A 25,011-nucleotide genomic window follows, 5' to 3' on the forward strand; every position below is an offset into this window, starting at 1 on the left:
TGGCTGCCACTACTCTGGCATGACGCCAAAAGGAGGCTGAAATGGCAACATCATCCAAAAGTACCGCTGAAAAAAGTACCACCGAAAATGGCGCCGAAACGGGCGCTCCCTTCACCGAAAAAACCGTTGCAGCGGCACACGAAGCGATCGATCGTTTATCCGAGCGTGTGGCCAAAACGGAAGAGCGCTTGCGCGGTGCCGCCAATCAGGGCCAGCAGAGCTGGACCGAGAAGCAGGAAGAGGTGCGAGCACAGGTGGAAGGGTCGGTTTCCAGTGCACGGGACTACGCCCGGGAAAATCCGTTGATGACGGCAGGTATCGCTTTTGCAGCGGGCCTGATTGTTGCCAATCTGCTTCGCCGCTAGTTCGGGGCACTGAATGCGCGAAGGCGAGCAGACAAGATCCCGGGACCATGGCGGAGCAGGACCCCAGGCAGACGGCGAAGAGGGTAACGCAGAGTCGGTAAACGATACGGCGAATGAGTCACCTCCGGAGTCGTCTCTGCTGGACCTGGCGACCGCCATGGTCATTCTGATTCGTCAGACCTGGATCGACCGCTGGGCGCTGTTCAAAGCTGAGGCTCGCCTGGCGGCCAGAAGCCTGGCGCTGATTCTGCTGGTGAGCATTCTGTTGGCCATGACTCTGATGCTGGTCTGGGTGCTGTTGCTGGCGGTGGTCAGCTACCTGGCCTGGCAGGCTGGCGTACACTGGGGCTGGATTGCCGCCGGGTTGGTGCTCGCCCAGTGCGTCATGGTCGTGTATCTGCGCGGGCAGCTCCGTCGCTTGTTGCGCTGGTTGCGTTTTCCGGAAACTCGACGCGCCTTTGCGCGAGTGGCCAGTGATGACGAAACCCCGGAAACGCCCACAAAGGAAACGGAAGCCGCGTCATGATTACCGCATTACTCCTCAAGCGCCAGAGCCGGGAAGTGGCTCGTTTGTCCTCCGCCATTCACCATGAGCGTCGGGTGCTCAATGCACTTCGTCACGAGGCGCGTGCGGGGCTGGAAACGCATCTGCAAGGGGGCTGGGCAGTGGCGGGTTGTTTTTCGGCCGGCTTCCTGACCGGGCGTTTTGGCGGCCGGATGGCCAGGGCGGTACGCACGCTTCCGGTGATGCGACTGGCCCGCCAATTGTGGGCCCACCTGCTGGTGTAAGGATTCATCCACCTCATGTTCAAACCCTTTTCCTCGCACTTTGGTCTGCCCCATTTCCAACTGATTGCCTTACTGGTGCTGGCGACGATCGCCCTGGTGGCGGCCCTGCATGTCGCTTCTCCGATTCTGATCCCGATCACCATGGCGTGGTTACTGAGCGCGCTGCTCGCGCCGGTCATTCGCTATGGTCAGCGCTACGGCATTCCTCCCACGCTCTCGGCTCTGGTGTTGATGGGGCTGTTGGTTTACGGTGTGGTACTGATCTTCCTGTTATTGATTGAACCCGCCGAGCAGTGGTTGCAGAATATTCCGGACGTGGTACGCGGGTTTCGCGAAAAGCTCTCGGAGTTCAGCGGTCCGCTGTCAAACCTTCAGGCGGTGACCGAGGAAGTGCGTCAGCTTTACATCCTCGGCGATGGCGACAAGATGACCCCGGTTGAGGTCAAGGTCGAACGGGAAAGTACCCTGGGTTCTTTTGTCCTGGCCAACCTGCCGACGCTGTTGGCCGGGCTGACCATCGTGGTTTTTCTGACTTACTTTCTGCTCGCTGCGGGTGACCGCTTTCTGCGCAAGGCGACACAACTGGGGGCCAATCTCGGTTCGCGTCGCCGCATCGTGCGCATTGCGTACCGCATTCGCCAGGACATTTCACGCTATCTGGCGACCATTACGGTGATCAATATTACGCTGGGTGCCTGTGTGGCGCTGGCAATGAAGCTGCTCGGCGTGGAGAACGCTCTGCTGTGGGGCATCATGGCCACCTGTTTCAATTTCGCGCCGTACGTTGGCGCGGTGGTGATGGCCGGGATTCTCACGCTGGTCGGACTGGCCACCTTCCCGAGCATTCCCCAGGCGTTGCTGGTGCCGGGGGTGTACATGGCACTGTCGGTTACTGAGGGGCACATGATTACGCCGATGGTGATCGGGCGGAGGTTGGCCGTTACACCGACCGCAGTGTTTATCTCGGTAGTGGCCTGGGGCTGGTTATGGGGTGTGGCCGGGGCGCTGATGGCGGTTCCCTTGCTGGCGAGCTTCAAGATCGTCTGTGAAAATGTGCCGCAGTTGATGCCGATTTCACGACTGCTCGATAACAGCTCACCCAAGCGTCAACGCCGGTTTTTGCGCGCCCGCTGACGGCGCAGCTTGGCTTTTTCTTCCTTTTCGATTTTGGCCCGTTCGTCGGCCTCCCGGGCTTCGGCCTCTTCGCGTTCGGTCATCTCCGGCGTTTCCAGCGTAATGGGGCCGAGAACCCCGTCCCGCAGTTCACTGATCAGCAGCGCGGAGACTTTCTCCAGGTCCACCTGGCCGCCCTTGCGCACCGTACCCCGAGCCCGGCCGATGCTTTCCAGCAGCTCCAGGTCGTCTTCGGGAAGCTCCGTGAGCCGGTAGCGGGCCTTGAGCGCCTCGGGGTATTGCTGGCCCAGATAGGCCACGGTAAACAGTGCCACTTCCGGGTAGTCGAAGATCTTCTCCTTGATCGCCCCCGTGGCGGCCAGTCGGTATCCGCAACTGGGCGGATTCAGTTTGGGCCACAGAAACCCCGGGGTGTCGGTCAGCACCACCCGGTTGTCCAGTTTGATTCGTTGCTGGGATTTGGTGACCCCGGCTTCGTTGCCGGTTTTGGCAATCTTGCGCCCGGCGAGGATATTGATCAGGGTGGATTTGCCCACGTTCGGAATCCCCATGATCATCGCTTGGGTGTTGCGTGCGCTCAGGTTCCGGTCCGCCAGAATGTCCTGAATCTGAACCAGCAGTCGACGAATGCTCTCGGGCTTGCGGTGCGTGACGGGTAGGGCGGTCACGCCCTGTTCCTGCTCCAGGTGGGCCACCCAGCGCTCGGTCATGGCCGGGTCCGCCAGGTCGGCCTTATTGAGCAGTTTGATGCACGGCTTGTCGCCGCGCAGCGCGGGAATCATCGGATTCTCGCTGGAGTAGGGGATACGGGCATCGAGCACCTCAATGACCACATCCATATGGGCCATTACCTCCGCAATCTCCTTGCGGGCCTTATGCATATGTCCGGGAAACCAGTTAATCGCCATTCAATTCTCTACCAGGCTGCGTGTTCATCGGCGGGGGAGGGCGATTGTGCCCGCAATCCACCCCAACCACAACGGTTGCTTAAGGTTGCGTAGGGGCCGAGCGCAGCGGTATAACCCCGCATCCGCCGTAACCTAAACTCGTTTCCAGTTGTGCCACCCAAAATTATCGAAATAACAGATACCTCATCTATTCAAAAATTGTATTACAAATCCTTGTTCGCCCCGGTCCAATCTTGATAACCTAAATTTCGAACGATGATAGGATAATAATACGAATGGACCCACTAACCATAAGCATAAATAGGTGACCCATGAGAACAATGATACTCCGTTTACTACCGACCCTGCGCCGCCTCGGCCTGGTTGCCCTGCTGTTGGGAGCTACTCCCGCCCTGGCTCTGGACCTGACCGGCATTACCAACTCCCATGACCCCTCTACACTGGTGCGTGATGGGGATACCTACTTCCATTTCACCACCGGCAACGGCGTCTGGTACTCCCGGTCCACCGATCTGGTCCACTGGGATAACCCTGGCGATATCTTCGGCAGCTCCTGGCCGGCCTGGATCAACGACGCGGTGCCCGGCTTTGAAGGCCACTTCTGGGCGCCGGATGCCATCCAGATGGGCGACTATTACTACGTCTACTACTCCGTCTCCACCTTCGGCAGCTCCCGCTCCGCCATCGGCGTAGTCCGCACCCCGTCGCTAAAGAACCCCAACTGGCAGGACCTGGGTGTGGTGGTGCAGTCCTACGGCGGATCGGAGGAAATCAATGCGATTGATGCGGCCCTGTTTCGCGATCACGACGGCAAGGTGTATATGTCCTACGGCTCCTGGTTCGGCGGCCTGGGCGTGGCGGAAATCAATCAGAATACCGGTAAGCTCGCCAGCGCTGTCACCAAGATTTATGGCGGCGGCCACCAGTCCATTGAAGCGCCGTACATTACCCGCAACGGCGATTACTACTACCTGTTTTTCACCCGTGGTCTCTGCTGTCGGGGCGCGGACAGTACCTATGAAGTGCAGGTGGCCCGCTCCACCAGCGTGTTTGGCCCCTATACCGGCGAGCGCAACCTGTTGCCCAACGAAGACGGCAAGCGCAAAGGCCCCGGCCATATCGGCGTGCTCAAGCAGGACGGTTGTAACTACGTCACCACCCATTACTACGATCTGAATGACGGCGGCAATGCCAAGCTGGACATTCAGCGCATGACCTTCTCCGGCGGCTGGCCCTCCATGACCCACAACTTCAGTTCCATCACCAGTTGCGGTGGTGTGAGTGAAGGGCTGTATCAGTTCGAGTCCCAGCTCAGTGGCAAACTGTTGGAAATAGCCAATGCCGATACCGCCAACGGTGGCAACGTCGTGCAGTACGCTGACAATGGCGGCCTGCACCAGAAGTGGTATGTGGTGGACCACGGCACCGGCGAATACAGCCTGATCAACGGCCTGAGCCTGAAGGGTATGGATGTCTGGGAAGGTAGCACCTCGGCGGGTGCGAATATCGCCCAGTGGGACTACTGGGGCAGCGCCGGTCAGCGTTGGCAGATCAACCCGGCGGGTAACTACGTGGAAGTTGAATCGGTACTGAGCGGCATGGTGCTGGATGTGGAAGGAAAAAGCACCGCCAACGGCGCCAACATCCTGCAGTGGAACAGCACCGGCGGCACCAACCAACGCTGGATCATGATCCGTCAGTATTAATCACTAACCTTGTTACTGCGGATGCGCCTTCGGCTTATCCGCCCTACGGCCGGGCGCAGCGGTATAGACACGCGTAGGGCGGATAAGGGCGCAGCCCGCATCCGCCGTAACCCAACCCGAACCGCTCACCCCAAACAAGCCGCAATCGGTTGATCCCCATGAAACAGGGGATAAATCTTCCCGATCGTCCCCGGCGACCCCAGACAATGCTCAATCGCCAGCGCCACATCCGCCCGGGAAATCCACTGGTCCTCGGCCTTCTCCGGCCAATGGTTGATCACCCGTCCCGAGGCCGGGTCATCGGTCAATCGTCCGGGCCGCAGAATGGTGTAGGGCACCCCGCTCGCCAACAGGTGATCATCGGCAACTTTCTTGCACACGGTGTAATGCTTGATCTTGGCTGGCCCCGCTTCCGGATCTTCCGCCCCGCGGGAGCTGACCATCACAAACTGTTGAATACCCCGGGCCCTGGCGATATCCACCGCCTTCATCGCGCCCCACATATCCACCAGAATGGTCTTGTCCGCCCCGGTTTTGGCGCCCGAGCCGGCGGTAAATACCACCTTGTCACAGCCTTCAAACGCATGGCTGAAATCGCCTTCCAGATCCGCAATCACGGGCTCGGCACCCAGAGAGCGCACCGCCTCGGCCTGCGGCTCGTTGCGCACCATGGCGCGCGGCTTTTGGTGGTGGTCCGCCAGCTCCTGGACCAGTAACTGGCCAATCTGCCCGTGAGCGCCAATAATCAAGGTAGTCATTGCGTGTTTCCCCTTATCTCCAGTGCAATGACAACACCTTACCATGAAGACAAAAAGTCTGGCATCATCAGAAAAGAGCCGTCGATGCCACTGGAGGCCGCCATGAACGACACCCGCATCAAAGCCGTATTTTTCGATCTGTCCGGTGTTCTGTACGAGGGTGATCGGCGAATCGACGGCGCCATTGAGGCCGTCGCGGCGGCCAGAGACCGGGGCCTGGTACTGCGGTTTGTCACCAACACCGCCACCAAGTCACGTGAACAGTTACTGGAGAAGCTGCAACAACTGGGCTTTGATGTGACAGCGCAAGAACTCTTCACCGCCCCCGATGCGGCCCTGGCCTACGTGCGGGAACACCAGTTGACCCCCTACGCGCTGGTCCACCCCAGCATCAAGGCCCTGTTCGGGCCCCTGGGCGACCGCGAACCCGACTGTGTGGTGCTGGGCGATGCGCGGGACGAGTTGAACTACCGTAACCTCAACCAGGCGTTTCGCATCGCACAGGCCCACAAACGGCTGATTGCCATTGGCGAGAACAAATACTTCAACGACGGCGACGCCCTCTGCCTGGATGCCGGCCCCTTCGTCCGCGCCGTCGCCTGGGCGGCGGATGTGGAGCCGGTGGTCATGGGCAAACCCAACCCGGAATTCTTCCATCAGGTAGTGACCTCCACGGGCCTGCCTCCCGAGCAGTGCCTGATGATAGGCGACGACGTATTTGGGGATGTGGAGGGGGCACTCAAAGCCGGTTTGCAGGCCCGGTTGGTGAAAACCGGAAAATATCAGGCTGAGGACGAGAAGAAATTGAGCCCGGCCGCGATAGTTCTGGAGTCTGTAAAAGTATTACCGTCGATGCTATAACGAAGGTATTCGAGTGCGAGTATCAGGAGGCTTGGTGAACAAAAGTGTTACTCAACTATCCGATTTTCTACTTCAACTTGACGGCCTGAAGTCCGTGAACCGCCGAACCTATATCAATGGCGGAGAGCGAGTAGAAAACTCGGCCGAACATTCCTGGCATTTGGCGATGGCGTGTTGGACGTTCTCAGAATTGTTGCAAGATGATTTTGATGTTTTGACGCTTATCAAGCTGGCGTTGGTTCATGATCTGGGTGAAATTGATGCCGGTGATACGTTTCTTTACAGCGCCAATCGAGACACTGCCCACCTTGAAGAGCGCAAGTGTGTTGAGAGGATTGCGTTCCACCCTGGAAACCCCATCCACAACTTATTGACCCTGTGGGACGAGCAGGAGTTTGGGCAAAGCAGGGAGGCCAAACTGCTGAAGGTCATCGATCGATTACTGCCGTTTCTGCACAATATCTCCAGTAACGGGCGAGCATGGCAGGAGAACGGGATTTATAAAAGCCAGGTGTTGGAAATGCATCAGTTTGTTGAACGGGAACAACCGGACATCTATCAGTGGGTGGTTGCAAAGGTAGATTACGCGGTCGAGCAGGGGTGGCTGAAGGAGTCCTGAAACCGCTTATTTTGGCTTTGTGTTCGAGGCGGATAAATGCTCTAATAATGGTCATAAGGACCACTACTGACATTCAAGCTCCCGTGCACCTCAGGTATGGAGGTCTCGCCGGGAGACAATAAGAGGACTGAGCTTTGAAAACCCATCGTCTTACGACTACCGCACTGGCTCTCGCCCTGTTTGGCGCCGTGGGCTGTGCTACCGAGCAACAGGCTCCTGATTCCAGCGATACGGCCTCCGCAGCCGGCATCGAGAAGTTCAAGGCCTATACCCAAAAATTCACCGATGACACCGTGATTACCGACAGCCATGCCACTGGCCATGTGGGTGATTTTTTCTTCACTCACTGGAAAGACGGCGGCGCAACCACACTGGCGCTGGAGACCGATGGGTCATTCAAGGTGGAGTGGGAAGGTGGCGGTTATAACTACGTCGGCGGCCCCGGCTGGCACTATGGCGATGAAGATCGGGTGATCGGGTACCGCTTCGATGAGGACAGCGGCGCGAGCTATATCACACTGTACGGCTGGGGCTACGATGAAACCATGCCGAAGGATGATCCGGCCCACCTGGTGGAGTACTATATTCTCCAGCGCTGGACCTACGACCCCAGTCAGGACGGTGAGTACGGGAAGACCTTTGTCAGTAACGGCGTCGAGTACTCTACGTATCGCTCAGTACGCGAGCAGAAGCCGTCGATCAACAATACCTCCACGTTTTACCAGTACTGGAGCAAGCCGACCAAGCAGCGCGAGCTGGGCAAGGACTACGAAATCAACTTCGCCGATCACGTCAAAGCGTGGGCGGATACCGGCTGGATTATTCCGGATATGAATAACTTTGACGCCAGCGATGACCCCACCTATCAGGTCATGGCGGTCGAGGTGTTCAACCCGGCCAATGACGGTGTTGGGTCGGGTCAGGTGTGGGACGCCTCCGACCGGTAGAGGATGCTGGACGCGATGACCCGGGGGGTCGATCAGTGCTGATCAATACCCGCGGGTCAGTCCTTTACTCGGCTCCGCTTTGCTCACCCCTCTGCTCCCTGATGAAAGTCATTAACTGCTCGACCTGGTCGGACCTCAGTATGCGGTTCAATCGTGATTCCAGAACAATATCGGAATAGACGGTTGTAGCGCTGATCTCTTCCTGTGGCGGCAGGGTTTCGCTCAACTCCTGTAACGCCTCGTCCGCCTTCTTCCGGTCTTCCCGGAACTGATTCATTACCTCCATAACGTCGTTACGCCGACGCAGGGTCAGGTCCATCTGTTGGAAAATATCGTCCAACTGGATGTTTTCGTAGAGGTCGCCGTGATTGTCAGCCAGGGCTTGGGGCAGTGATAGCGCGATGAACAGGGCAGATACGGAGAACAGTGCACGAATCATGACGTTTTTCCTCAGGGCCTGTGGGTGGTTCGGTATCCGAGGAAGCCATTGGCTTCGCCTTAGTTACAGTATTGATCATGGCGCACTGTTTTGGGGCCGGTTATGGTGGATTTATAGACGATTTGGTTTGTGGGCGGTGACTGGTTATTGCGTTTGGGGATTTAGAAAAGGGGGACCGTCGCAGACGGCTATTCTGCGACGGTATCGTTGGTCGGATTACTGGTAGACCCGCACGTAATCGACATACATGCGCTGGGGGAACTGGCTGGTGCCGTCGGGTTCGCCGGGCCAGCTTCCGCCAATGGCAATGTTTAGCAGAAAGAAGAAGGGATGGTCGTACACCCAGTTGCCGTATTGTTCCACCTCCGAACGAGTCACACTGTAGAAGTTGACGTCGTCCACATACCAGTCGATGCCGTTTTCATCCCACTCCACAGCGTATACATGGTAGTTGGCGTCGGCGGACTCGCCCAGGTCGTGGGTGCCGTTGATCGGGGTGTCGCCGGAGTAGCCCGGGCCGTGCAGGGCGCCGTGGGTCAGGTTGGGCTCGAAGCCGACATGTTCCATGATGTCGATTTCGCCATTGTTGGGCCAACCGACCTGGTCAAAGTCATTGCCCATCATCCAGAAGGCAGGCCAGATGCCCTGGGTTTGGGGTAGCTTGATGCGGGCTTCCATGCGCCCGTACTCGAACTCCTGCTTGCCTTTGGAAATCATGCGGGTTGAGGTGTAGCTGCAGTAGCCATACCAGCACTCGTAACCTTGCGGGTTTTCCTGGCGGGCCTCCAGCACCAGTACATTGCTGTCCACTTCGGAGTCGTACTGAATAAAGGCGTTGTCGCCGCCGGTATAGTACTGCAGCTCCTGGTTGCCCCAGCCCCAGCCACCGGTCTCAAAGGTCCAGCTGTTGCTGTCGATAGTGTCGAACTCGTCGCTCCACACGGGCTGAGGGGCTGGATCGGTGCCGTCGCTGCCCGGTTCGAAACGCACCCAATTGAGGTTGAAGTTTCCGCTTTGAACCTTGACCCGCACGGTGTGCTGCCCCGCCGGCAGAGCGATGGGCCAGGAGGTCAGGGTAGTCCAGCTTTGCCAGCCACCGGTATTGTCGACGTTCTGGGTACCAACGATTTCAGAGCCGTTGAGGTCGATGGTGAACTGGCCACCGCCGATGTCCGAGGCGACGCGGGAGCTCACTGTGTAGGTGTCGGCGTCCAGGTTGATGGTGTATTCCAGCCATTCCCCGGCGTCGATCCAGCCGACATTGTAGCCGCCACCGTCGTCGGTACTGGCTTCGATGTCGACATCGCCGCTGCGATAGGCGCCACCCGTGTTGCCTGCCGTGGTGTCGTAGGCGTTGGTATAATCTTCGGCCTGCAGTGTTTGTACGCTGCCTGCGCCGCCGTTCTGGCCGTAAATTTCCAGCTCCCAGATGGAATAGCCCCATTCATTACCAGCACTGCGGCTGATGCCGTTCATGCGCACGTAGCGGAAGTTGCCCGCGACATTGATGGTATCCGTTCGGTCTCCGAATGTGCCGCCGGTTTCTGTGGCCAGCGTCGTCCAGTTACCTCCGTCGTTGGAGCCAAGTATCTGGTAGGTGTCCGCGTTAGCCGCTTCCCAGTGAATGACGACGCTGGACAGGGCATACTGTTGTCCGAGGTCGATGGTTATGTGGGACGGGTCAGTCTGCGCCGCTGAAGCCCAACGGGTGTTGGGGTCGCCATCAATAGCGTTGCTGGCCGCCAGATCCTGGGTGCTGGCGGAAGCAGTGGCATTTTGTGCCAGGTTGTCGTTTTGTGCCTGAACGCTGACGCTGATCATGAGTAGCAGTGCGCTGAAAAGCGCGGGAAGGTTTCGATACATCATTATTATCCTCGCTGTGCAAGTGAGTTTTATTGAGATGGCCGTTAAACGGCGCTGTCAGCAAAGCACAGGCGGGTGATGTGGGTTTCTCACTTTGGGGTAGGGGCGTAAAGTGGGACGGGAAATGTGGTCAGTTTGTGGGGTGGATCACAGGATGAGGTGCGGTGGATATAGGTGGATGACGCTTCGCTCCGAAACGTCGGACCGATCCACCCTACAGGTGCTCAGCAGTTGTTGCCGGGTTCGTAGGGTGGATAAGGGACCAAAGGCCCCGTCATCCACCGCTTTCCATCGTTCAGCTTAAAACTCGCTGGTGCAGGTCTCGCCACGGAATGCCTGAGCGACGCCTTCGAGGGCGGGCTTGGCACTCAAGTCGGCGTTGAACAGCAGCGGCCAGACGTCGTCGTAGTCATTACCGGTGGCGTTGGCGAACTGGTTCATCAGCCAGCTTTCGTCATCGGTAAGTCCCCAGACGGTGAAGCCGCCGCGTAGTTCTTCCGGAACAACCTCCAGGTAAACTTCGGCGATTTCACAGAACCGCAGCTTCTGGGCGCCTGCCAGTTCGGCGTCGTAGGTCAGGGTGTCCGGCGCATTGCCACCGTAGGGATTGACCACGGCAACGTCCAGTTCGGTGACTTTCACTTTCAGGTCCATGTCCACCACGTCCTGGAACGCGTCCCGGAAGTTGGTGAGGCTCGGGTAGTCCATGTACACATGCATCTGGAAGCCGACGCCATCGATGAGGCCCAGGCCGTCGAGGTGCTCGGCAATTTCCAGGGTCTTGGCCAGGCGACCGGTATTGGCGGTGTTGTCGTAGTCGTTGTAGTACAGATCAACGTCCGGCTGGGTATCCCGTGCGGCCTGGTACATCACTTCAATATACTCGGGCACGTCACCTTCAGCGGGCGGTGCGTAGTTGTAGAACAACGAATGGCGCCATCCGTCTTCGGTGCTGGTATCTACCGCTTCGTTGACTACGTCCCAGCTGACCACCACTTCGGGGTCGAAGTGGTTGAGAATGCCTTCGACGTGGGCGGTCAGCATGTCCTGCCAGCCTTCGCCGTAATCCCGCATAAAGTTGGGCACCTGATAGTCCGGATGCCAGAGCAGGGCGTGACCGTGTACGGTCATACCGTTGCTCTGGGCAAAGTTGACCAACTGATCGGCATCATCGAAGGTGAAATTGTCTTCGGTCGGGTGCAGGTAACTCGTCTTCATGATGTTGCCAGCGGTGAGCTGGTTGAAGTGAGTGGCGATGACATCCTGACGTTCAGTGGCATCGCTGTGGTTGAAAATACTGTAGTTCTCGGTGGCGGCCGAAACGGCGACGCCGACGGGGAAGCTGGTGGGTGCTTCCGCATACAGGTTGTAATCAGCGGTCACGCTGAAAACACTGGGTTCGCTACTGCTGCTGGAGCTTTCGCTGCTCGATTCACTGGATGAGGAACTGGAAGAACTCGAGGAAGAGCTTGCAGGCCGGTCGGGAAATTCCAGTTCGGGTCCGCTGTTGCCGCCGCCGCAGGCGGACAGGCCCAGCGCCATCAGGGCGGTGGTGAGCAGAGTAAAGCGGTTTTTCATTGCGATTGACATGGGGTCACCTGATTCGTGTTATTGAATTGTGCGAACCGGGGCTCAGGCCCCGGTTCGTCTTGGTCAATTGCGGTAAAAATGCAGTTTGCCAATTAGCGGTTCAGGTATTCCATCAGCCACTGCATGGCGGGGCGCTGCTCGCCGTCGCTGGTCATCAGGCCGGAACCGTCAATCCAGGTGGCGCCCACGATATAACCCCACAGGGTGATACCGACAACATCGGGGTGCTCGTAGAACACCGGGAAATGCATTTGCATATACTCGAGTTGCTGCTGGTCATCGGCCTCGCCAATGTCGTACTCCGATACGTAGATGGGCAGGCCCAGCTCGGCGATGTTGTCGAGATTGTCCTTGATTTCCTGCGCGGTCCAGACGCGCGGACTATAAAGGCCGTGTGCTTGTACGCCCAGCGCGTCCACGTAACCGGATTCCACCAGCGGAGTGATCAAGTCGATGATCGCCTGGTTGTCCCAAGTCAGGAAGTTGAAGTCGTTGTAGATGAGGATCGTATCCGGGCAGTGCTCGCGAGCCAGTTGGAATGACTCGATAATCCAGTCGTCGCCAAAGGCGCTTTGGGCGTATTCGGCGGGCGCATGAGTGGGCAGCGCCTCATTGACCACGTCCATCATCGCGGTATCGGGGTAGCGATCACAGTAGTCACTGATCCACTCTTCGATTTCCGCGCGCTGCTCCTCCGGGCTCAAGTCCGCAATCCAGTTCGGCTGCTGGCTGCCCCAGACCAGAACGTGGCCTTTCACCGGAATGTCGTTGGCACGGGCAAATTCATAGATGGCATCCAGCGGTCCCCAGTTGTAATCATCCCGGGTGCCTTCCACCGAGCCCCACTTGCCTTCATTTTCCGGGGTGATCTGATCCCAGTACTGCATGAAGTCGTCACGGACAGCGCCATTGGTAGTGATGTTGCCGACAAAGGTGACGGACGTGGAGACACTGCTGGAGCTTTCGCTGCTCGATTCACTGGATGAGGAACTGGAAGAACTCGAGGAAGAGCTTGAAGGCCGGTCGGGAAATTCCAGTTCGGGTCCGCTGTTGCTGCCGCCGCAGGCGGACAGGCCCAGCGCCATCAGGGCGGTGGTGAGCAGAGTAAAGCGGTTTTTCATTGCGATTGGCATGGGATCACCTGGTTATGGTTATTGAATCGGTCGGGCTCTGATCGCTTTATTGGCCCGTTGTAGTCAAATATACCACAAGAGTTCAGGTTGACCAATGGCTGTTGAGTGGACGCACAAAAAAAGGGGCGCAGCCGCGCCCCTCAAGGGTTTCAGCGCAATAATCTGCCTAGGGGGCGCTCACCCCGCAATTTGATAACGCTGTCCATTGCCCATTTTGGTAGCAGGTGTTGCCGCCGGTCATGGTCAGGTCGGCGGTCTGAGCGCCGCCATTGTCGTTGAATACAACATTGAGGTCGGTGAGCTCTGCGCCGGTGTCGTAGCAGTAAAATCCATTGTTGGCTTCCAGTACGACCCCGGGCCAGTTGCTATCCGCCAATACACCGCTGGGGCTGGCATTCCAGAAGTGCATGTGCGGGTTGCTGAAGCCGTTGGCGTTGTCATAGCAGACGTAGGTGCTCTCGCTGGGCGAGGGGCTCGTCTGAGTGCCGTCGTCGACCGTAAAGCCGCACTGCTCCAGGCTCTGCCACTGGCCGTTGCTGTAGCAACCGTCGCCGGTGTAAGTCAGGTCGGAGGTCTGGGCACCGCCGTTGTCGTTGAACACGATGTTCAGGGAGCTGAGTGCCACGCCCGGATCAAAGCAATGGTAGTCACCCTGGGCAGTCATGGCTTCGCCGGGCCAGGTCGTGCTGGCCAGGGCGCCGCTGGGGCTCGGGCTCCAGTAGTAGATGTGCGGATTGCTGTAGCCTGTCTGGTTGCTCAGGCAGATGCTGTTGGCGTTGATGGTGTCAGGTTCCGGCTCGGGTTCCGGTTCGGGATCGGTACCCACGCGCGCATCGCGGTGAATGGCGGCGGCGGTCATGCCGTCCAGGCTGACGTCCACCTGACCCTGGGCGTTCACCCAGAGGATTTCGCCGGAGCAGCTACCGTTGTCGAAATCGCCGTCGATCACGTTGCAATACTCACCTTCCGGCAGGTTGGTGCTGAAGGTGCGAGTCAGTTGGTTGCCTTCCCGGTTGATGATGACAAAGCCGGCATCGCCACGCCCGAAGGCAATCTGATTGCTCCCGTTATCCCACCAGTTGTTGACCGGCTGATCGCCAACGGCGGAGCGGAAAGCCACCATGTTGGCGATGGGGCGCCAGCGGTGTTCGCACTTCCAGTCGGAGCCATAGCAGTTCAGGTTCCCGTTGTTGTGCACCGGCGCGCTGGGCGGGCCCGCCTCGCTGTCCGAGAAGTCAAAGCTGGACATGACTTTAGGGTAGCCATAGGGCCAGGCGAGCATGAAGACGTTGCTCAGGTCGTACAGTGAGCCGTCTTTATAGGTCAGCACATTGCTGCCGCCGGCACCGTGGCCGCGCTGATTGTCGTGGTTGTCGGTAAAGACCACCGCGGAGCCGCCGCTGATAAAACCCCAGCTCTCGCCGAAATTCTGCAGCCAGTTCAGTTGGCCGTTTTTAAATTGATTACCCAGCTCGGCGCTGTACCGGAATTCGGTCACGTCGCCGCCACTCAGGTATTCACCGGCACTGACCGCTTCGCCACCCAGATCAATCACTTCCTGAAAAATATAGGGGTTGCCATTGAGGCGGCTGGTGATGGCGTTAATGTCCGTAGGGCTCATATGTTTGGATGCATCCAGACGAAAGCCTTTGACGCCGATGTTGATCAGGTCATTCAGATAGTTGGCCAGGGTTTGCCGGACGTACTCTGCTCCCGTGTCCAGGTCCGGTAGGCCTACCAGCCGACAGTTGCGCACCGCCCAGGCATTGCTCGCGTAATCGCTGCCGCTGATGTCGCAGGGTGCGTGGAAGTCGTTGGTGGAAAATTCCGGGTAGCTGGTGCCGTAGGAATAATTGCTGCCGTTGGTGCCTACGCCGGAACCGGCAGCGGTGTGGTTGATCACGGCATCGACATAGATATCCACGCCGGCAGCGTCACAGCGTTGCACCATGTCGATAAATTCAGCGCGGGTGCCACTGCGGCTGTTGTCGATGGTAAAACTCACCGGTTGATAACGGGTCCACCAGGCGTCGCCCTGGATGTGTTCCTGGGGTGGTGATACCTGGATGCCCGCGTAACCTTTCGGGCCCAGGTGCTGTTCACATTCGGTGGCGATGTCGCTCCAACGCCATTCAAACAAGTGGACGAATGTGTCGCCGGGGGCGGGCTGGGCAAAGGCGCCAGAGATGCTTAATAAAGTGATCGACAGGGCACCGGCGAGCCAGTGACACAATCGCGGAAGTAAGGGGTTATTGTGGTTTTGCATAAAACCTCCATTCTCGAAATGTCTATTGGTGTTATGTTTTTTTTAACTTGCACATTGCGCAAGTTCGGGAGGTTGGGATGACATCAGCGACTGATTATTGTGGTCTGCGTCGCTCGGTTTTCATTGGAAAGCCTTTTGGGTCGCCCGGGCAAGATGAATACGTATGCAGATTCGGGACGATGGGATGTAATCGACCTCAATGTGCACTGCATCACGTTGAGTGAATCGTCTGTTTGGCGGAGGTCTGCCGGGAGGCGGTGGTTTCGTTTTTACATGTAAAATTTCTGTGGTATCTTTGAGCGATAATTTGCACTCAGGAGTGACCATGGCCAAGCCTTCTACCGCACAGGATTCACCGGGTAGCAGTTCCAATGATGAAACCGAACGCAAGTATCGTGCACCGGCCCTTGAAAAAGGTCTGGATGTGCTCGAATTGTTAGCGCGTGAGGGCGTACCGCTGACGACCTCTCAAATTGCGTCGCAGTTGGGACGTTCGGTGAGTGAGTTATTCCGGATGGTGTTGACGCTGGAGTATCGGGGTTACATCGCCCAGTCTGAAAATGGGGAAGGCTACGAGCTTACCAATCATCTGTTTACTCTGGGCATGGCTCAGGCCCCGACTCGCACCTTGCTGGATGTGGCATTGCCGATCATGAAGGAGTTGGCGCAGGACGTGGGGCAGTCCTGCCATCTGGTGGTTGCCTCGGGTGATCAGGTAGTGGTGGTCGCACGCATTGAAAGCCCCCGGGATCTGGGCTTTGCCGTGCGCCTGGGGTATCGACGCCGGGTCATTGAGGCGGCGTCGGGGCTGTTGCTGTACGGGTTGCGCTCGGAGCAGGAGCGGGCCGCTTGGCGCCCTGCGCTGGAGGCGTCGGACGAACAGGGGCAGCGGATGCCGTCGTTTTTGGCTGAAGCAGAGCAGGCGGCGGCTCAAGGCTATATGTGTCGGGCCAGTGACTTTGTGGACGGAGTAACGGACCTTGCCTGTCCGGTGATGGGGCGGGAAGGCCCGGTCGCCGCACTGACTGTTCCGTTTATTCAGTGCAATCCCTTGCCCTGCACACAAGAAGAAGTGTTGGAGCGGCTGAAAAACGCTACCAGTCGCATCAGCAGTCAACTCGGTGGTGTGTAGAGCCCCGGTTCCGGTTACCCGGGCGGCTCAGGCCCAGAGCTTTCCGGCCTCAACCAATTCACTGACGAGAGCGATATCCTGCTCGGACTGAGCACTGGCTTTAAGCTCACGGGTTTCCGGTGCAATGTCAGCGCACAGGCATTCAGCCAGTGCACGTGAACAGGAATACTGTTCTCCATCCACATAGAGAGTCGCCTGATCGCCGTCGGCGCAGTAGGCAAAGCGACTGGCCGGGTGCCGCTCCAGTTGCGCTGTGTGGGTCCAGCCCTGTTCGGTGTCATCGGGAGCTTCCGTTTCCAGGTCGGGATATTTGGGTGCGGTCATATAACGGCCGAACCAATCCTGAATGGCCTCGGGCGTCAGGTGGCTCTGAATCAATGCGTCCAGTGCGTTCAGGGTGTCCGCCGGAATTTCGCCGGGGTTTTCCGCAGGGGCCAGTGCCGGGTCCCGGTACCGTTGGTCGTTTGTCAACCGGCTGGCAATATCCTGGCTCAGCTCGGTAAAGATATCCGCCACGCTCGGAGCGCGAAAGCCGATGGAGTAGGTGATGCAGTCGTCGCCCTCCGCGGTGCCCCAGTGAGCGACACCGGGCGGAATATAGAGCATGTCGCCGGGCTCCAGTACCCAGTCTTCCGTGCCCTCAAAGTCTTGCAGAATATTCAGCGCGGTATCTTCCACCTTGGGACTTTGGCTGTCGCACGTCTGCCCGATGCGCCAGCGCCGCTTGCCGTTTCCCTGTAGCAGGAAGACATCGTAGTAATCGAAATGCGGGCCAACACTGCCCTGATCCACGGCGTAGCTCACCATGATGTCATCCAGCCGCCAGTCGGGCAGGAAACGGAAGTGGTGCAGCAACTCCTGAACCTCCGGTACCCACTGATCCACGGCCTGAACCAGCAGCGTCCAGTGGCTCGGGGGCAGGGCAGCGAAGTCGTCTTCCTCGAAGGGCCCCTGGCGGAGTTCCCAGGGCGTTTCTCCCTGTTCCAGCACCAGGCGCGACTCCACCTCGTCTTCCAGTGCCAGGCCGGCAAGTTCGTCGCCGTCCAGAGGCGTTTCAAAATCCGGAAAGGCGTTGCGGATCAGCAGCGGTTTTTGTTGCCAGTAGTCGCGCAGGAAAGTTTCGACGGGCATATCGCCCAGGTGGGTCAGGGGCATGGGGGGGAGACCGTTGTTGTGCAGGGTTGAAGGTTGGGTTACGGCGTTTGGTTACGGCGGATGCGGGTTATACCGCTGCGCTCGGCTCCGCCCTACGCAACCTCTGTGCTATACGTAGGGCGGATAAGCGAAGCGCATCCGCCGTTACCTGAACTAAATTTTCTTCGCCTGCGCCTCGGCATTCCCAATGTAATTCCCCGGCGTCAACGCCCGCATGGCGGCCTTGGCGTCTTCGGGAATATCCAGACCGTCAACAAAGTCATTCAACACCTGCTGGTTGATGGTCTGCCCGCGAGTCAGCGCCTTGAGCTTCTCGTAAGGCTCTTCAACGTTATAGCGACGCATGATGGTCTGAATGGGCTCGGCCAGCACTTCCCAGGCGTTGTCCAGGTCCGCTGCCAGGCGAGCGCGGTTGATTTCCAGCTTGCCGATCCCTTTGAGGGTGGAGGCATAAGCGATAAAGCTGTAACCAAAACCCACACCCATATTGCGCAGGGCGGTAGAGTCGGTCAGGTCGCGCTGCCAGCGGGAAATCGGCAGCTTCTGAGCCAGGTGGGTAAACACCGCGTTGGCCAGGCCCAGGTTGCCCTCGGAGTTTTCAAAGTCGATGGGATTGACCTTGTGGGGCATGGTGGAGGAGCCCACTTCACCGGCGATGGTCTTCTGCTTGAAGTAACCCAGGGAAATATAGCCCCAGACGTCCCGGTCGAAATCGATCAGGATGGTGTTGAACCGGGCAATGGCATCGAACAGCTCGGCGATGTAATCGTGGGGTTCGATCTGGGTGGTGTAGGGGTTCCAGGTCAGGCCCAGGCCTTCGACAAAGGTCTGGGCGTTGGCGGCCCAGTCGATGTTCGGGTAGGTGGCCAGGTGGGCGTTGTAGTTGCCCACGGCGCCGTTGATCTTGCCCAACAGCTCGACCTGTTCAATCTGCTTGATCTGACGGCGAAGGCGCGCCACGACGTTGGCCATTTCCTTGCCCACGGTGGTGGGGGAGGCGGTCTGGCCGTGGGTGCGCGAGAGCATGGGGTCAGCGGCGTAGTCGTGGGCCAGCTTGGCGATGGCATCGGTGATCTGCTGTGCCTGAGTCAGCAGCTGTTCGCGGCCGGCCTTGAGCATCAGGGCGTGGGACAGGTTGTTGATGTCCTCGCTGGTGCAGGCGAAATGCACGTACTCGAGAACCGCTTCCAGCTCTTTGTTGCCGGCGAACTGCTTCTTCAGGAAGTATTCCACGGCTTTCACGTCGTGGTTGGTGGTCCGCTCGATCTCCTTGATCTGCTCCGCCTCGGCCTCGCTGAAATCGGCCACGATGGCATCCAGCTGCTGATGGGTCTCTTTGCTGAAGGCCGGCACTTCGGCGATGTCGGGGTGTTCGCTCAGGCGCTGCAACCAGCGCACTTCCACCGCGACGCGGCAGTGAATCAGGCCAAATTCGCTGAAAACCGCGCGCAGATCAGCGGTTTTGCTACCGTAGCGGCCATCAATGGGGGAAACAGCGTTCAGGGGCGTGAGTTGGTCGAAGGTTGCGGATGCCATGGGAGTCTCTTGCTTGGGTTCAAACGGATTGGAAAAGGCGGGCATTGTACCGGAAAATGGGCGGTTTTGCGCGTTGTATGGGCCGAGCGCAATGGTGACGGCGGATAAGGGCGAAGCCCGCATCCGCCGTAACCCACCTGGACTCACTTCAACGCAACTCGGCTTTCGCCTCACGCAACAACCGATCCACCGTCTGGGCCAACTTCTTGCGCTGAAAAATCAACTGCCACCGGCTGCCACCCACCTGCCGCCATAAGGTGGCCGAACGGATGCCCGCCAACAACAGGGCGCGGACCTGATTGGCGATTCGGGCCTGTTGCAGATACCCCTGATCCCCGGTTACCTGAATGCGAAAGCGGAAGGTGCTGATGGTTTCCTTGTAAAGGTCCCCCAGGTTACCGATCACATTCTCGTGGGTGCTGGAGAACAGCTCAGCCTGTCGGGCCGCCTGTTTAAGGCGAGTGCCCAATACGCCCAGCATGTCCTTGCGCGCACTGAGCTTGCGCTGCAGGTGCAGTACCCCAAGGCTGTAACGCAGGGCGTCTTTGTGTTGCTGGTTGCCGGGCTCCAGGGTGGCCTGGAGGATTTCCAGCCCGGGAATGAGGTGGGCGAGGGTGTTCCCGTACACCGCCCGGGTGTTGGGCGGGTCCATGGCGAACAGGCTCTCGATGGTGCAGCGATAGGCGTCGCTGGGTACGTAGCCGGTTTTGGCCAGTTGTTCCACGAGGCCGGCGGCCTGGAAGAGGCCCGCCAGGGCGATGGTGGCGTTTTCGAGCTTGTCAGTCACGGGGTTAATAGGTCCTCTTTGTAAATATGATGGCTGTGGATGCTCAGGGTTGGGTTGCGGCGGATGCGCCTCCGGCTTATCCGCCCTACGCCACCTGCCGTGCTATCCGTAGGGCGGAGCCGAGCGCAGCGGTATGACTCCCATCCGCCGTTACCAAAGCGTGAATCACACTGCCCGCTCAATCACCGCGCCGCCGAGACATACATCTCCGTCATACAACACAACGGATTGGCCGGGGGTGATGGCACGCTGGGGCTCATCAAAGTCAATTTTCATACGGTCGCCATCCACGGTGACCTCGCACGCCTGGTCGGCCTGCCGGTAGCGGGTTTTGGCATTGCAACGGAATACCGGTGCGGGCGCTTCGCCGTTGATCCAGTGAATCTGGCTCGCCTCCAGGCCGTTGTTATACAGCAGCGGGTGCTCACCCTGCACGGCAATCAGCACATTGCGCTCCAGATCCTTCTGCGCCACAAACCAGGGCGCTTCGCTGGCACCGGCCACACCGCCAATACCCAGGCCCTGGCGCTGGCCGATGGTGTAGTACATCAGGCCGGCGTGCTCGCCGATGACCTGGCCTTCGGGCGTCTCGATGGTGCCGGGCTGGGCGGGCAGGTATTGCTGCAGAAAGTCCTTGAAGCGGCGCTCGCCGATAAAACAGATGCCGGTGCTGTCTTTTTTCTTGGCGGTGGCCAAGCCGTGTTCTTCGGCAATGCGACGCACCTGGGGCTTTTCGATATCCCCCAGCGGAAACAGGCTGCGGGCAAATTCGTCCTCACCGACCGCGTGCAGAAAGTAGCTCTGGTCCTTGTTGGGGTCCAGGCCTTTCAATAAATAGGTGCGCCCGTCCCGGTCCTGACGGCGCACATAGTGACCGGTGGCGATCAGTTCACCGCCGAGCATTTCGGCGTATTCAATAAAGACTTTGAACTTGATTTCCCGATTGCACAGGATATCCGGGTTGGGAGTACGTCCGGCTTTGTATTCGGCCAGGAAGTGCTCAAATACATTGTCCCAGTACTCGGCGGCAAAGTTGGCGGTGTGCAACTTGATGCCCAGACGGTCGGCCACGCGCTGGGCGTCCGCCAGGTCGTCCTTGGCGGTGCAGTATTCGGTGCCGTCGTCTTCGTCCCAGTTTTTCATAAACAGGCCCTCGACCTGATAGCCCTGCTGCTGCAGGATCAGGGCGGTGACCGAGGAGTCGACGCCGCCGGACATGCCGACGATGACGCGGGGTTTGGTGTCTGCTGTCATGAGAATCCGGTGTTGTTCAATCAGTTGTGCTGCTGACGGTGCAGAAGCTCAAGCGGATAGCGTTTGCCGCTGAGGTATTCGTCGACGGCGTCCAATACCATGGGGCTGCGCCACTGGGCTTTACAGGCCAGAAGCTCATCCCGGGTCAGCCAGCGCGGCTCAATGATGCCGTCATCCAGGGGTTGCTCGGGAATTTCCTTCAGTGCCTCGGCCACAAAGGTGTGCCGCAGGTAGGTCACGCCATTGGCCGGCGCATTGTACAGGCTGATACTCAGCAGGGCGGTGGGTTTCACCAGCCAACGGGTTTCCTCAAGGGTTTCCCGAATCGCCGCCTCGACCAGACTTTCCCCGGGTTCCAGGTGGCCGGCCGGTTGGTTGTAGACATCGCGCTCATCGGCGTGTTCATACACAAACAGAAAACGGCCGTCCCGCTCCACCACAGTGGCCACGGTCACGTGGGGTGCCCAGGTCATAAGAATCCTTGTCGTCGGGGGAATTTGCAAGCGAAAGGCACAGTTTACCGGATTTGACGCCCGGCGGCACGGGGGCGAGTCAGGTTGATGGATGGGGAATCGGCAAGGGTTGGGGCACGAAAGGTCGCGTAGGGCGGAGCCGAGCGCAGCGGTATAACCCGCATCCGCCCTACCGTGCTGCGGCCGTTAGCGCAATTCCAACACGCTACAACACCTTCGGCTCCCTGTCGGCCAGATAATGGGGCCGCGGCGCCTGCCCACTAAACGGCTGCTCCAACTCATTCTCCACACTGTTATAGACAAACATCAACAACGCCCGAGGGTCGCCGGAAATGTTGTCCGGTGAGCCGTGCAGAATGTTGCACTCGTGCAGCACCAGGGTGCCGGCTTTGCCATAAACCCCTTCGATGGTGTGGTCTTTCAAGAGCGTTTCCAGGGACTCCTTGCCGGGTACACCCGCCACCTGCTTTTTCAGGGACTTGCGGTAGTTCTTCTCCTCGGTGGTGCCGGCGCAGGACACATAGTGTTTGTGGGAGCCGGGAATCACGTACAGCGGGCCGTTGTACTCGTGGTTATCGGTCAGCATGATCCAGGCGGTGACGGCCCGCATGTGGCGCATGCCATCCTCCACATGCCAGGTTTCAAAATCCGAATGCCAGGCGAAGGAGCGGCCCTTGAACGCCGGTTTACGGTTGATGCGGGACTGGGTGAGGTACACGTCGGAGCCCAGAATCTGTTTCACCGGTTCCAGAATGCGCGGGTCCCGGGCGATGCGGGCAATGGTTTCGCTGTAGGCGTGGGGCTTGAAAATGGTGCGCAATTCACCGCTGTCGGGTTCGGTGTACAGCTCTTCCCGGCCCGCCATGGTGGTTTTGAGCGTGTCCGCTTCGGCGCGAATGGTGTCGAGCCTGTCGTCCATCAGGCCGGGCAGGGTGAGAAAGCCTTTCTGTTCGTAGTGCGCCAGCTGCTCGCGGGATAGCCCTTGCGGGCGGTCGCTGTGGCCCGCACCGTAAATGACCGGGTCGGTGCGCGGTATGATCTGTTCGGCGTCACCGGTGCGGGAGGGGTAGGGATCGTATCGTTTAAGCAAGGTCATTCCTCCTTAATTCACTGTCATCATTCGCAGGAATCAATCGGTTCATTAAAGAAGAAAGCTTTGGCCAAGCCTGCGCTGGAGAAATAGGGTCTAGGAGTGGAGCGTTCAACCCCACTTTCTATTTAAAAAACCAATTGCTTTTGAAATATTTATAGTGCGCGAAAAGTGAAAAGACGGGTAAAGTCCTTGGGACCTTGCGGTTGGAACCGCTAATATCCCAAGTATAAAAACACATCCATTAACAATAATTACGATGACAACAAGGTGAGAGAGATGATTCGCATGACCCGAACTCAGCTACTTCGGTGGCTGGTCGTACTGCTTTCCGTGTACCCGCTGTCCGCACTGGCCGACGGCCCATCCCGTTCCGAAATTGAAGCGACCATGAAAGACGCCACCCGCTTTATGCGCGATGAGGTGAGTTTTCGTGGCGGATACCTCTGGTCCTACCTGCCGGACTTCTCCCGGGTCTGGGGGGAGCTGGAGGCCAAGCGCACCATGATCTGGATTCAACCTCCGGGCACCGCCACAGTGGGGCATCTCTACCTCGATGCCCTGGCCGCAACGGGGGACCGCTATTACTACGAGGCGGCACAGGAGGTGGCCAATGCCCTGATCTGGGCACAGCACCCGTCCGGCGGCTGGAACTATGTGGCGGACTACGCCGGGGAGGAGTCCCTGAAGCACTGGTACAACACCGTGGGGAAGAACGCCTGGCGGCTGGAGGAGTTCCAGCATTATTACGGCAATGCCACCTTTGATGACGCGGGCACCATGGAGTCGGCGAAGTTTCTCCTGCGCCTGTATATGATTGAGCGGGACCCACGCTATCGCCCGGCTCTGGAACGGGCGATCCAGTTTGTCCTCGACAGCCAATACCCGATTGGTGGCTGGCCCCAGCGCTATCCCCTGCGTTACGAGCACTCCAAAGATGGCCAGCCGGATTACACTTCGTTCCTGACTTTCAATGATGATGTGGCCCAGGAGAACATTGAGTTCCTACTGCTGTGCTATCAGGCCCTGGGCCGCTCGGACTTGCGCGAGCCGGTAATCCGGGCCATGAACAGCTTCCTGGTTACCCGGATGGGGCCGCCCCAGCCCGGCTGGGCCATGCAGTACACGCTGGAGCTGGAGGCTGCCGGGGCACGCACCTATGAGCCGAAGTCCCTGTCGCCGGGTACCACGGCGGCCAATGTCTATCAGCTGATCAAGTTTTACCGTCTGACCGGCGATACCAAGTTTCTGGCGCCGATCCCCGCCGCGCTGGACTGGCTTGATCGGGTGCGCCTGCCCAACAGTGAACAGCGCGATGGACGCACCCATCCCACCTTTGTGGAAGTCGGGACCGGAAAAGCCCTACACACCCACCGGCGGGGCTCCAACGTGACCAACGGCGAGTACTATGCCGATTACAGCCCGGACGCCGCTCTCTCCCATTATCGCTCCACCCGGCATATCGATGTCGAGGCGCTGTGGTCCCTCTATCGGGCGGTAAAAGCCATGCCCCGGGAGGAGGCCACCCGAGGCTCACCGTTGCTGGAGCCCCAAAGCGCCGATTTGCCCCGCTTTTTCACTCTGGGCAATGTCAGCGTGTCCGACCTCAATACCCGGGCTCAGGAGGCGGTGGATACCGGTGACCTGGCCGCCGATGCGGCCCGGGTGCGCGCCACCCTGAACGACCAGGGCTATTGGCCGACGCCCCTGCGCTTTACCTCCAACCCCTATATCGGGCCGGCCCCGGAAGCGGTTGCGGCGGGCGATTTTGGCAGCCGACACGTGGGGGATCAGTGGGATACCTCACCCTATCGGGCGGAGGAGCCGGTCATGGGAATTTCCACGGGGGCGTTTATCAGGAACATGGGGGTGTTGATTCGCTACCTGGAGGCGCAGAGCGAGTGATGGCGCGGCTCGCGTCATTTGCGCGTACAGGGAAACTCTGGCAAGGTTGACGACCTTAATGATCTCGGCCCGCGGGCCAGTCGTAGCAGGCTTAGGTCGGGTTAGCGAACCGTAACCCGACAGACAAAAGTAAGTCGGGTTAGTGGAGCACAACCCGACGAACCACCGCCTTGTGCCTTTTTGTCGGATTACGCGCTGTGCGCTAATCCGACCCACTGGCGGGCCGGGTAAAAAAAGGTTTGCAATTGGGGCCGGTTTGGGCAAAATTGCGCGCCTTTCGCACATCTTCTCCCTCCGGCTC

23 protein-coding genes are annotated in these 25,011 nt (G+C 58.9%); 10 read left to right on the forward strand and 13 right to left on the reverse strand.

Translation table 11 applies throughout. The annotated features are described in order from the left end of the window. Positions 1 to 41 precede the first annotated feature (41 nt). From EDC38_RS01690 to EDC38_RS01705, 4 genes are read left to right on the forward strand one after another with little or no spacing between them, the layout of a single operon-like run. Positions 42 to 365, forward strand: a complete 324-nt coding sequence (locus EDC38_RS01690; RefSeq protein WP_123637057.1) for an ElaB/YgaM/YqjD family protein — start codon at positions 42 to 44, stop codon at positions 363 to 365. A 13-nt stretch (positions 366 to 378) separates the two neighbouring features. After that, positions 379 to 891 carry a hypothetical protein gene (locus EDC38_RS01695; protein ID WP_123637058.1) on the forward strand — a complete coding sequence of 171 codons (513 nt, stop codon included), beginning with the start codon at positions 379 to 381 and terminating at the stop codon, positions 889 to 891. Further along, on the forward strand, positions 888 to 1,154 hold the full coding sequence (locus tag EDC38_RS01700) for a hypothetical protein (protein ID WP_123637059.1): 267 nt from the start codon (positions 888 to 890) through the stop codon (positions 1,152 to 1,154). Before EDC38_RS01695 ends, EDC38_RS01700 begins: the two co-directional genes overlap by 4 nt. A 15-nt stretch (positions 1,155 to 1,169) precedes the next feature. Then, positions 1,170 to 2,288 (forward strand): AI-2E family transporter, encoded by a 1,119-nt coding sequence (locus tag EDC38_RS01705; protein ID WP_123637060.1) that lies wholly within the window; start codon positions 1,170 to 1,172, stop codon positions 2,286 to 2,288. Here EDC38_RS01705 and ylqF read toward each other — a convergent pair. Then, a complete protein-coding gene (gene ylqF, locus EDC38_RS01710; RefSeq protein WP_024459793.1) occupies positions 2,261 to 3,196 on the reverse strand; it encodes a ribosome biogenesis GTPase YlqF in 936 nt (311 codons plus the stop codon). The genes EDC38_RS01705 and ylqF overlap by 28 nt on opposite strands. A gap of 320 nt (positions 3,197 to 3,516) precedes the next feature. Here ylqF and EDC38_RS01715 point away from each other — a divergent pair, with 320 nt between their 5' ends. Beyond that, complete coding sequence (locus tag EDC38_RS01715) at positions 3,517 to 4,902, forward strand: family 43 glycosylhydrolase (RefSeq protein WP_123637061.1); 1,386 nt, start codon at positions 3,517 to 3,519, stop codon at positions 4,900 to 4,902. Between the two features lie 125 nt (positions 4,903 to 5,027). Here EDC38_RS01715 and EDC38_RS01720 read toward each other — a convergent pair whose 3' ends face one another. Further along, the gene (locus tag EDC38_RS01720) at positions 5,028 to 5,660 is read right to left on the reverse strand and encodes an SDR family oxidoreductase (RefSeq protein ID WP_123637062.1); all 633 of its coding nucleotides are present in this window, start codon (positions 5,658 to 5,660) and stop codon (positions 5,028 to 5,030) included. 84 nt (positions 5,661 to 5,744) lie between these two features. Between EDC38_RS01720 and EDC38_RS01725 the strand changes: the two genes are divergently transcribed. From EDC38_RS01725 to EDC38_RS01735, 3 genes are all read left to right on the forward strand, one after another. Continuing rightward, complete coding sequence (locus tag EDC38_RS01725) at positions 5,745 to 6,521, forward strand: TIGR01458 family HAD-type hydrolase (RefSeq protein ID WP_246004313.1); 777 nt, start codon at positions 5,745 to 5,747, stop codon at positions 6,519 to 6,521. Positions 6,522 to 6,555: 34 nt separating this feature from the next. Further along, positions 6,556 to 7,140, forward strand: a complete 585-nt coding sequence (locus EDC38_RS01730) for an HD domain-containing protein (protein ID WP_123637063.1) — start codon at positions 6,556 to 6,558, stop codon at positions 7,138 to 7,140. 134 nt (positions 7,141 to 7,274) lie between these two features. Next, a complete protein-coding gene (locus EDC38_RS01735; protein ID WP_123637064.1) occupies positions 7,275 to 8,087 on the forward strand; it encodes a glycoside hydrolase family 11 protein in 813 nt (270 codons plus the stop codon). Between the two features lie 64 nt (positions 8,088 to 8,151). Here EDC38_RS01735 and EDC38_RS01740 read toward each other — a convergent pair whose 3' ends face one another. The 5 genes from EDC38_RS01740 to EDC38_RS01760 all read right to left on the reverse strand — a co-directional run bounded on the left by EDC38_RS01740 (position 8,152) and on the right by EDC38_RS01760 (position 15,378). Continuing rightward, on the reverse strand, positions 8,152 to 8,526 hold the full coding sequence (locus tag EDC38_RS01740) for a hypothetical protein (protein WP_123637065.1): 375 nt from the start codon (positions 8,524 to 8,526) through the stop codon (positions 8,152 to 8,154). 216 nt (positions 8,527 to 8,742) lie between these two features. Continuing rightward, complete coding sequence (locus EDC38_RS01745; RefSeq protein ID WP_170162832.1) at positions 8,743 to 10,392, reverse strand: family 16 glycosylhydrolase; 1,650 nt, start codon at positions 10,390 to 10,392, stop codon at positions 8,743 to 8,745. A 297-nt stretch (positions 10,393 to 10,689) separates the two neighbouring features. Further along, complete coding sequence (locus EDC38_RS01750; RefSeq protein WP_123637066.1) at positions 10,690 to 11,979, reverse strand: endo-1,4-beta-xylanase; 1,290 nt, start codon at positions 11,977 to 11,979, stop codon at positions 10,690 to 10,692. Between the two features lie 92 nt (positions 11,980 to 12,071). Further along, positions 12,072 to 13,112, reverse strand: coding sequence for an endo-1,4-beta-xylanase (locus EDC38_RS01755; RefSeq protein WP_123637067.1), 1,041 nt, complete (start codon positions 13,110 to 13,112; stop codon positions 12,072 to 12,074). Between the two features lie 166 nt (positions 13,113 to 13,278). After that, positions 13,279 to 15,378: a starch-binding protein gene (locus tag EDC38_RS01760; RefSeq protein WP_123637068.1), complete on the reverse strand. Its 2,100-nt coding sequence runs from the start codon at positions 15,376 to 15,378 to the stop codon at positions 13,279 to 13,281. Between the two features lie 325 nt (positions 15,379 to 15,703). Between EDC38_RS01760 and EDC38_RS01765 the strand changes: the two genes are divergently transcribed. Continuing rightward, positions 15,704 to 16,510, forward strand: a complete 807-nt coding sequence (locus EDC38_RS01765; RefSeq protein WP_123637069.1) for an IclR family transcriptional regulator — start codon at positions 15,704 to 15,706, stop codon at positions 16,508 to 16,510. Between the two features lie 27 nt (positions 16,511 to 16,537). Here the strand turns inward: EDC38_RS01765 and EDC38_RS01770 are convergent, their stop codons facing one another. From EDC38_RS01770 to EDC38_RS01795, 6 genes are all read right to left on the reverse strand, one after another. Then, a complete protein-coding gene (locus EDC38_RS01770) occupies positions 16,538 to 17,665 on the reverse strand; it encodes a cupin domain-containing protein (protein WP_123637070.1) in 1,128 nt (375 codons plus the stop codon). A 153-nt stretch (positions 17,666 to 17,818) separates the two neighbouring features. Continuing rightward, positions 17,819 to 19,201 (reverse strand): adenylosuccinate lyase, encoded by a 1,383-nt coding sequence (gene purB / locus EDC38_RS01775; RefSeq protein ID WP_123637071.1) that lies wholly within the window; start codon positions 19,199 to 19,201, stop codon positions 17,819 to 17,821. 148 nt (positions 19,202 to 19,349) lie between these two features. Further along, positions 19,350 to 19,988 (reverse strand): high frequency lysogenization protein HflD, encoded by a 639-nt coding sequence (hflD, locus tag EDC38_RS01780; protein ID WP_123637072.1) that lies wholly within the window; start codon positions 19,986 to 19,988, stop codon positions 19,350 to 19,352. 165 nt (positions 19,989 to 20,153) lie between these two features. Then, positions 20,154 to 21,242, reverse strand: a complete 1,089-nt coding sequence (mnmA, locus tag EDC38_RS01785; protein WP_123637073.1) for a tRNA 2-thiouridine(34) synthase MnmA — start codon at positions 21,240 to 21,242, stop codon at positions 20,154 to 20,156. A gap of 20 nt (positions 21,243 to 21,262) precedes the next feature. After that, on the reverse strand, positions 21,263 to 21,715 hold the full coding sequence (locus EDC38_RS01790) for an NUDIX hydrolase (RefSeq protein ID WP_123637074.1): 453 nt from the start codon (positions 21,713 to 21,715) through the stop codon (positions 21,263 to 21,265). A 205-nt stretch (positions 21,716 to 21,920) separates the two neighbouring features. Next, complete coding sequence (locus EDC38_RS01795; RefSeq protein ID WP_123637075.1) at positions 21,921 to 22,811, reverse strand: phytanoyl-CoA dioxygenase family protein; 891 nt, start codon at positions 22,809 to 22,811, stop codon at positions 21,921 to 21,923. Positions 22,812 to 23,093: 282 nt separating this feature from the next. On the opposite strand from EDC38_RS01795, the gene EDC38_RS01800 reads away from it, so the two are divergent. Further along, positions 23,094 to 24,710 carry a pectate lyase gene (locus EDC38_RS01800; protein ID WP_246004314.1) on the forward strand — a complete coding sequence of 539 codons (1,617 nt, stop codon included), beginning with the start codon at positions 23,094 to 23,096 and terminating at the stop codon, positions 24,708 to 24,710. The last annotated feature ends 301 nt before the right edge of the window (positions 24,711 to 25,011 follow it).

Origin of the sequence: Marinimicrobium koreense (genome assembly GCF_003762925.1) — a bacterium.
In the GTDB taxonomy this organism is placed as follows: domain Bacteria; phylum Pseudomonadota; class Gammaproteobacteria; order Pseudomonadales; family Cellvibrionaceae; genus Marinimicrobium; species Marinimicrobium koreense.